General features: G+C 70.1%; 5 protein-coding genes and 1 pseudogene. All 6 read right to left on the bottom strand.

Annotation, left to right across the window (positions count from 1 at the left end; genetic code table 11):
* Positions 1-49: 49 nt before the first annotated feature.
* The 6 genes and pseudogenes from BKH20_RS07440 to dnaK all read right to left on the bottom strand — a co-directional run bounded on the left by BKH20_RS07440 (position 50) and on the right by dnaK (position 7,404).
* Positions 50-1,462 carry a DUF418 domain-containing protein gene (locus BKH20_RS07440; protein ID WP_075390527.1) on the bottom strand — a complete coding sequence of 471 codons (1,413 nt, stop codon included), beginning with the start codon at positions 1,460-1,462 and terminating at the stop codon, positions 50-52.
* A gap of 126 nt (positions 1,463-1,588) precedes the next feature.
* A pseudogene (locus BKH20_RS07435) lies at positions 1,589-3,018 on the bottom strand (DUF418 domain-containing protein).
* A 170-nt stretch (positions 3,019-3,188) separates the two neighbouring features.
* On the bottom strand, positions 3,189-3,701 hold the full coding sequence (locus BKH20_RS07425; protein WP_075390524.1) for a heat shock protein transcriptional repressor HspR: 513 nt from the start codon (positions 3,699-3,701) through the stop codon (positions 3,189-3,191).
* Positions 3,698-4,732 (bottom strand): DnaJ C-terminal domain-containing protein, encoded by a 1,035-nt coding sequence (locus BKH20_RS07420; protein WP_075372071.1) that lies wholly within the window; start codon positions 4,730-4,732, stop codon positions 3,698-3,700. Before BKH20_RS07420 ends, BKH20_RS07425 begins: the two co-directional genes overlap by 4 nt.
* A gap of 186 nt (positions 4,733-4,918) precedes the next feature.
* Positions 4,919-5,548 (bottom strand): nucleotide exchange factor GrpE, encoded by a 630-nt coding sequence (gene grpE / locus BKH20_RS07415; RefSeq protein ID WP_075390523.1) that lies wholly within the window; start codon positions 5,546-5,548, stop codon positions 4,919-4,921.
* Complete coding sequence (gene dnaK, locus BKH20_RS07410; protein WP_075390522.1) at positions 5,545-7,404, bottom strand: molecular chaperone DnaK; 1,860 nt, start codon at positions 7,402-7,404, stop codon at positions 5,545-5,547. The genes grpE and dnaK overlap by 4 nt, the downstream gene beginning before the upstream one ends.
* Between the last annotated feature and the right edge of the window lie 315 nt (positions 7,405-7,719).

The following is a 7,719-nucleotide window of genomic DNA, read 5'->3' as shown; positions in this document are numbered from 1 at the left end:
GGACCAGGGCTCAGCCCACTCTCGATGGCGTCGGGCGCCCGCCCCGCTCTCAGGCTCCCACAGGAACCGGGGTGACGGGGACCCGCGCGTGCCACAGGACGGGCGACGCCGGGGCGCTCATCGGCTGGCCGAGGAGCTGGTCCGTGCGCTGATCGGGGACCTGCTGGGGAAACGGGTTCGTACGGCTGCGCTCGCTGCGGGCGACGGCAGTGCGCAGCAGGACCTCGAAGGGACCAGGCATGCCGAGCCGCTCAAGCACCGCGCACAGGACCACGGTCGTCAGCCACACCATCACCGCCACCGCGGCGGATGCCGCCAACCCCAGCTCCAGGGGCCTCCCGGTCAGCCGCGGCGCGATGACGAAGATGCTGGCGAACATGACCGTCTGGGACAGGTAGGCGGTCATGGAACGGCGCCCCACGTTAGCCAGTAGCCACGTGAGGCCGGTCAGCCGGTTGTCCGCCGTCGGCCCGCCGGCGTAGAGGGCCAGGACGGCGAGCCAGCCGCAGCCCCCGGCCAGGCCCAGGACCATGATCAAGGCGGAGTCGGCCGCCCAGGCCTGAGCACTGGCGAGCGGGACCAGGAGCTCGTGAAGCGCGCCGAGCACCCCCAGGGCCAGACCACCGATCCCGGCGAGTGTCAGCAGACCGCGGTGGCGCTCGGGGTGGGCGATGAGGTCAGTGTCGGCCAGGCGGGCCCCCAGGAAAGCTGCGGGAAGAATCATCGTGGTGAAGGCCGCGCCCAGGGCGGTGAAGAACCACTCATTCACGTTGGTCACGAACCAGGGCAGCGCTGACGCCACGGACTCACCTGCGCCGGTGGCTGCCGCAGCCGCCGAGGCGGGGCCCGCCGCACTGGAGGCAGCCACCTCACCGCCGGGGCCGAAGAGCATGGCCAGGACCACCGGCACGATCTGGGACAGGAGATTGAGGGCGCACACCGCCAGCTGGCGCTTGCGGTGCTTGTGGGCGAACCACCCGGCGAAGACGACGGCGACGATGCCGTAGGTGCCGATGATCTCCGAGGGGAAGAAGGCGCCGTGGAGGAGCCCGAACAGGACCATCCACAGGCCGCGGCGCCGCACGAGGCGGCGGGCGTCGATGGTGGCCTGCTCCCGAGCCTGGTCGAGCTCAGCCGCCGACGGCGCCCGCAGCCCGCCGGTCAGCTGCCGGCAGTAGGCGTCGATGCCCGATGCCATGCGCCGGTTGACCATGGTGGCCAGCCCGAAACCGAAGAGCAGTGCGAACAGCGGGTAGGCGCGCTGGTCGATGAACAGGGCGCGCATGAAGGCCCAGGTCCTGTCGACGGTCGATAGCGCACGGCCCTTGGGGCCTGCCACCCAGAACCCCACATTGGCCAGGGCGATGAGCAGCAGCATGAAGCCGCGGGCCACGTCGGGGGCGGGGTAGCGCAGGCCGCGGGAACCGTTGAATGAGGTCGCGGAGGAAGTCGTCGAGTTCATGACTCGACCGTATGAAAACCAGTGATTCCGCGGCGTCCGCCTTAAGCGCCGAGATCGTCTCCACCGAAAGGAGGAGCCTGGTGCCCAGCCATTCTTCCGGCGGACGGCCCCGGGGGCGGGGCCGGCTCAGGGGGCAGACTGAGCTCCCGGCTGGGTCTGCGGAGGCATGCCCGGCTGCATTGGCACCGGCGCTCCCGGCTGGACTCCCGGCTGACCCGCTGGCGGCATGCCCGGCTGACCTCCCATCTGCATCATTGGCCACGGTCCCGGCTGCATCCCGGGCCAGACGGTGGGCGGGGGCGCCGGCGTCCTCCTGCGCTCACTGCGGGCGACGGCGGTGCGCAGCAGGGTCTCGAAGGGGCCGGCATGACCACCGTGCTCCAGCAGGAGGCACAGGACCACGGTTGCCAGCCAGACACCCAGGGCGACGAGGGCGGCCGCGGCCTGCCCCATCCACAGGCGCCTGCCCGTCACCAGGAGCGGGATGATGCCGAAGATGATGCCGAACAGGATCGTCTGGCTCAGGTACACGGTCATGGATCGGCGGCCAACGGCGGAGGCAAGCCGGCGCAGCCCCGTGAGCCGACCATCCGGCCTGGGCCCGCCGGCGTACAGCACCAGCAGTGCCAGCCAGCCGCAGGCACCGGCCAGGCCGAAGAACTCTGTGGCGGCGAAGTCCGTCGGCCAGCGCTGTATCGACGTCGCGAGCGTCAGCGCGCCGTGGAACGCCGCGAGCGCCCCCAGCGCCAAACCACCCAGGCCCACCGAGATCAGCAGGCGACGGTGCCGCTCCGGCTGGGTGAGGATGTCGGTGTCTGCCAGGCGGGCGCCGATCACCACGGCGGGAATGATGAGGGCGATGAGGACCTGCACGACCAGCACGACGGCCCACTGCAGGGCATTGCTGCCGACCCAGAGCAGTGCCGCTGCGAGTGAGTTCGACTGCTCCCCGGAGGCCGTCAGGGTGTCGCCGCCCGACAGGGTCCCGGAGGCCAGATACGTCCCCAGCGCCAGCACGGAGATGATGCCCCCGGTGAGGTAGAGCGCCGCGTAGTTCTTACGGGCCAGCAGGTTGGCCAGGAGGACGGCGACCAGCCCATAGGCGCCGATGATGTCACCGGGGAAGACGAGGCCGTGGACGAATCCGAACAGGAGCATCCACCAGCCGCGGCGCCGCACCAGGCGGTAGGCGTCAATGGTGGCCATCTCGCGGGCCCAGGCCGCCTCGTGCGGCATCGGCTCGCGGCCCTCCGGCGCGCCGGGAAGGAGGCGAGGTAGGTCTGGGTCCCGGAGGCGACGCGTCGGTTGATCATGGTCATGAGCCCGAAGCCGAAGAGCATCGCGAACAGCGGGTAGGCCCGGTGGTCCACCAGCAGCGTGCGGACGAACATCCACCAGCCGTCAACGGAGGACACCGGCGGTTCGGCCCCGTTGGGCATCTTGTTCCATGACGGAACGTTGGCGACCGCGATGAGCAGGAGCATGAAGCCACGGGCCACGTCAGGGGCGGGGTATCGCACGCCCCGCGAGCCGGTGAAGGAGGTTGTCATCCGCATGGGCAGGACCTTATGGGCGGTCGAGGACCGGCGGTATCCGCCCGGAGAATGATGCGCAAGGGCTGTCCACTGGCCCCGTCTCAGCGGCTGACGGGCTCAGTGCCGTATCAGTGCCCGAGTCCAGAACCCGCCGGCGCTCGTCATTGCCCGCCGGCGCTCGCCAGCGCCAGTCAGTGCCACCGACCCATGGGCACGAGAGCGGTGCTCACGCCTCCCGCAGTGCCCGCTGCCCCCGTCGCACCGGCACGTGCGCGCCCCGCCTCGGGGCGGCGCGCGGCGGGTCCGCGACCCTGGCGACCGGGCGCGACGACCTGAACCTCGCCGTCGGCGGCCGCCGCGAAGATCCGCTGAACGACGGCCTCGCGGCTGCGCATGCGGGCGTTGTCCGCCTCCAGCTCCTCCACGCGGGCCTCCAGGGCGAGGATGCGGCGGATGCCCTCGAGGTTGATGCCCTCCTGGGACAAGGACTGGATGCGGCGCAGGCGCTCGACGTCGCGGTGGGAGTAGCGCCGGCCCCGCCCGCTAGTCCGGGCGGGGCTGACCAGTCCGAGCCGGTCGTACTGGCGCAGGGTCTGGGGGTGCATCCCGGCAAGCTCGGCCGCCACCGAGACCACGTAGACCGCGCGCTCGGCGGCGTCGTCGGCCAGGTATCCCAGGCCCTGCCCGGCCCGGCGCCGGCTCACGTCGCCGCCTCCTCCATGAGGGTGGCCCGCGGGTCGGTGTCACCCATGGCCTCGTCGAAGGCGTTGAGCGCCTCCTTGGCGGCCTTGGAGAGCTTCTTGGGGACGGCCACCTCGATGGTCACCAGCAGGTCGCCGGTCTTCTTGCGGGTGGTGGCGCCCTTGCCGCGCAGGCGCATGACGGTGCCCGAGGAGGTGCCGGGCTTGATCTTGATCTTGGAGGTTCCGCCGTCGAGCAGGGGGACCTCGACCGTGGCGCCCAGGGCCGCCTCGCGCAGGGTGACCGGCAGGTCCATGCGCAGGTTGGTGCCGTCGACCGGGTCAACGGAGTACACGGGGTGCTTCTTGATGCTGATGGTCACCACCATGTCGCCGTTCTCGCCGCCGTTCAGGCCGGCTCGGCCCTTGCCGCGCAGGCGGATCTTCTGGCCGTCGCGCACGCCCGCCGGGATGCGGACCTTCATGGTGCGTCCGTCCGCGGTGAGCTCCACCGTGGTGCCGGCGACGGCGTCGCGCAGGTCCAGCGCGGCCGAGGTCAGGACGTCGGCGCCCTTCTGCGGGCGGGGCTGGGGGGTGAAGCCGCCGAAGCCGAAGGGGCCGGGGCGACCGCCGGAGCGGGTGGGGCTCGGGGTGCCGCCGAACATGCGCAGCAGGTCGTCAAGGTCGGGCTCGCCTGCGGAGCCGCCGGTCTCGAAGCGGACACTGCCGCCCTGGCCGCCGAACATGGAGGAGAGGATGTCCTCGAAGCCGGCGCCGCCGGCCCCTCCCGGGCCTCCGGCCTGGAAGCGGGCGCCGCCTCCAGCCATGGAGCGGATCGCGTCGTACTGCTTGCGCTCGGCCTCGTCGGACAGGACGGCGTAGGCCTCGCCGATCTCCTTGAACTTCTCTGCCGCCGCGGCGTCGTCGGGGTTGCGGTCGGGGTGGTACTTCTTTGCGAGCGTGCGGTAGGCCTTCTTGATTGCGGCGGCGTCGGCGTCCTTACTCACGCCGAGGACCGCGTAGAAGTCCTTGGTCATCCAGTCCTGACTGGCCATGGTCGCGTCACCGCCTCCTTATCTGGGTGATCGTGGGGGTTTCCTTACTGAAGCTGAAGATGGGGGCACCTCGGCCCTGGGGCCTCGGGCGTCCCGGTGCACCTGTCGGTCCGACGGCGGACTCAGGCCCGCCAGAGCTGCTGGCTCGGGTCCGCCGTCGGGCCGGGGTGAGTGGTGCGGTGGGTATCAGGCCGGGTTGGCGACCTGGACGCGGGCGGCGCGCACGACGCGCTCACCCAGGCGGTATCCGGGCTGGAGGACCGCGGCGATGGTGGGCTCGGTGACCTCGCTGGACTCGGTGGCCATGAGGGCCTCGTGCAGCGTGGGGTCGAAGATCTCACCCACGGCGCCGAAGCGCTCCAGGGAGTACTTCTCGGCCAGGATCGTCTCGAGCTTGCCGGCCGTGGTCTCGAAGGTGCCGGTCAGGTCGCCGTGCTGGCGGGCCAGCTCGATCTCGTCGAGGACCGGGATGAGGGCCTCGACGACGCCGGCGGCACCGGCGTCCCGGTGGGAGGCCGCGCCCTCACGGGAGCGGCGCACGAACCCCTGGTACTCCTGCTGGAGGTTGTAGAGGTCCGCCCGGGTCCGGGCCAGGTCATCGGCCGCCTGAGCGGCCTGGGCCTGAGCCTGGGCCAAGAGGTCCTCCCCCGCCGCCTCCTCGGAGGCGGCGTCGGCCTGGCCGGCCTCGTCCTCGGACGCGCCCTGGGCGAGCTCCTCGCGGACGTCGTCGGGCACCTCCTCGAAGGCCGACTCGACGGCCGCCTGGAGCTCGGGGTCGACGCCCTCGTTCTCAGGGGTGGGACCTGCCGAGGTCACTTGGAGTCCTCCTCGTCAACGATCTCGGCGTCCACAATGTCCTCGTCGTCGGAGGACGTGGAGCCACCGGCGGCGGAGGCGGCGTCACCCGCGGCCTGGGCGGCGGCGTCGGCCTGGTAGAGGGCCTCACCGACCTTCTGGGCCACCGAGCTCAGCTTCTCCTGAGCGGTCTTGACCGGCTCGATGTCGTCACCCTCGAGGGCCTTCTTGAGGTCGGCGACGGCCTCGGAGACCTCGGAGTGGACGTCCTCGGGCAGCTTGTCCTTGTTGTCCTTGAGGAGCTTGTCGATGGAGTAGGCCTGCTGCTCGGCGGAGTTGCGGGTCTCGGCGTCCTCGCGGCGCTTCTTGTCCTCCTCGGCGTGAGCCTCGGCCTCCTTGACCATGCGGTCGATGTCCTCCTTGGGCAGGGCGGAGCCGCCGGAGATGGTCATGGACTGCTCCTTGCCGGTGCCGCGGTCCTTGGCCGAGACGTGGACGATGCCGTTGGCGTCGATGTCGAAGGAGACCTCGATCTGGGGCACGCCGCGGGGGGCCGGGGCGATGCCGGTCAGCTCGAAGGTGCCCAGCGGCTTGTTGTCCCGGGCGAACTCGCGCTCGCCCTGGTAGACCTGGATGAGTACGGAGGGCTGGTTGTCCTCGGCGGTGGAGAAGACCTCGGAGCGCTTGGTCGGGATGGCCGTGTTGCGCTCGATGAGCTTGGTCATGACCCCGCCCTTGGTCTCGATGCCCAGGGACAGCGGCGTGACGTCGATGAGCAGGACGTCGCTGCGGTCGCCCTGGATGACACCGGCCTGGAGGGCCGCACCGATGGCGACGACCTCATCGGGGTTGACGCCCTTGTTGGGGTCCTTACCGGTCAGCTCGCGCACCACGTCGGCGACGGCGGGCATACGGGTGGAGCCGCCCACGAGGACCACGTGGTCGATGTCGGAGACCTTGACCCCGGCGTCCTTGATGACGTTGTGGAAGGGGATCTTGGTGCGCTCGAGCAGGTCCGCGGTCATCTCCTGGAAGTTGGAGCGGGTGAGCTTCTCATCGAGGTGGATGGGGCCGGACTCGCTCATGGAGAGGTACTGCAGGTTGATGTTCGTGGAGGTCGCCGAGGACAGCTCCTTCTTGGCTTGCTCGGCGGCGTCCTTGAGGCGCTGCATGGCGATCTTGTCCTTGGACAGGTCCACGCCGTCCTTGCTCTTGACCTGCTTGACCAGCCAGTCGACGATGCGGGCGTCCCAGTCGTCACCGCCCAGGCGGTTGTCACCGTTGGTGGCGCGTACCTGGATGGTGGAGAAGCCGTCGTCGTCCTTGCCGACCTCGAGCAGGGAGACGTCGAAGGTACCGCCACCGAGGTCGAAGACGAGGATGAGCTCGTCCTCCTTGCCCTTGTCCAGGCCGTAGGCCAGGGCCGCGGCGGTGGGCTCGTTGACGATGCGGTCCACGGTCAGGCCCGCGATGGTGCCGGCCTCCTTGGTGGCCTGGCGCTCGGCGTCGTTGAAGTAGGCCGGGACGGTGATGACCGCGTTGGTGACGGGCTCACCCAGGTAGGCCTCGGCGTCGGCCTTGAGCTTGGCCAGGATGCGGGCGCTGATCTCCTGGGCGGTGTACTTCTTGTCGTCGATCTCCACGGACCAGTCAGTGCCCATGTGGCGCTTGACCGAGGAGATGGTGCGGTCGACGTTGGTGACCGCCTGACGCTTGGCGATCTCGCCGACGAGGATCTCGCCGGACTTGGAGAAGGCGACGACGGAGGGGGTGGTGCGGCCGCCCTCGGCGTTCGGGATGATGGTGGGCTCGCCACCCTCGAGGACGGCGATAGCAGAGTTGGTGGTACCCAGGTCGATACCGACAGCGCGTGCCATGTGATGTGCTCCTTGTGCTTGCTGAGTTGTGGTCAGTCGATGTTTGAGGTGAGGGCCGGGGATTCCGGCGCCTTCAGGTTGAGTCGTATGCACTCAGGATTGTGGTTGAGTCAGGCTCTGTCAACTTGACTGCATGCAACCTTGAGTCTGACTGGCTCAACCTTGGCGGGCTGCGGTCCATTCCCGGAGTCAGCAGTGACCTACGACACGGACCTGCAACACGGGCGCAGCGCGAGCCACCTGCCCGCGGCAGGGCGGACGGTTCCGGCTGCGTCAGAGCAGCGCACCCCAGCCGTGTGCCGGGGACTGCGATAC

The sequence above is a fragment of the Actinomyces oris genome (assembly GCF_001937445.1).
GTDB classification, from domain to species: domain Bacteria; phylum Actinomycetota; class Actinomycetes; order Actinomycetales; family Actinomycetaceae; genus Actinomyces; species Actinomyces acetigenes.
This window is presented reverse-complemented; position numbering and strand designations above follow the sequence as displayed.

What these genes read in the sequence shown, in the direction of transcription:
- BKH20_RS07420 (WP_075372071.1), bottom strand. Translation starts at nt 4,732, where the DNA reads ATGGCCAGTCAGGACTGGATGACCAAGGACTTCTACGCGGTCCTCGGC.
- dnaK (WP_075390522.1), bottom strand. Translation starts at nt 7,404, where the DNA reads ATGGCACGCGCTGTCGGTATCGACCTGGGTACCACCAACTCTGCTATC.
- BKH20_RS07440 (WP_075390527.1), bottom strand. Translation starts at nt 1,462, where the DNA reads ATGAACTCGACGACTTCCTCCGCGACCTCATTCAACGGTTCCCGCGGC.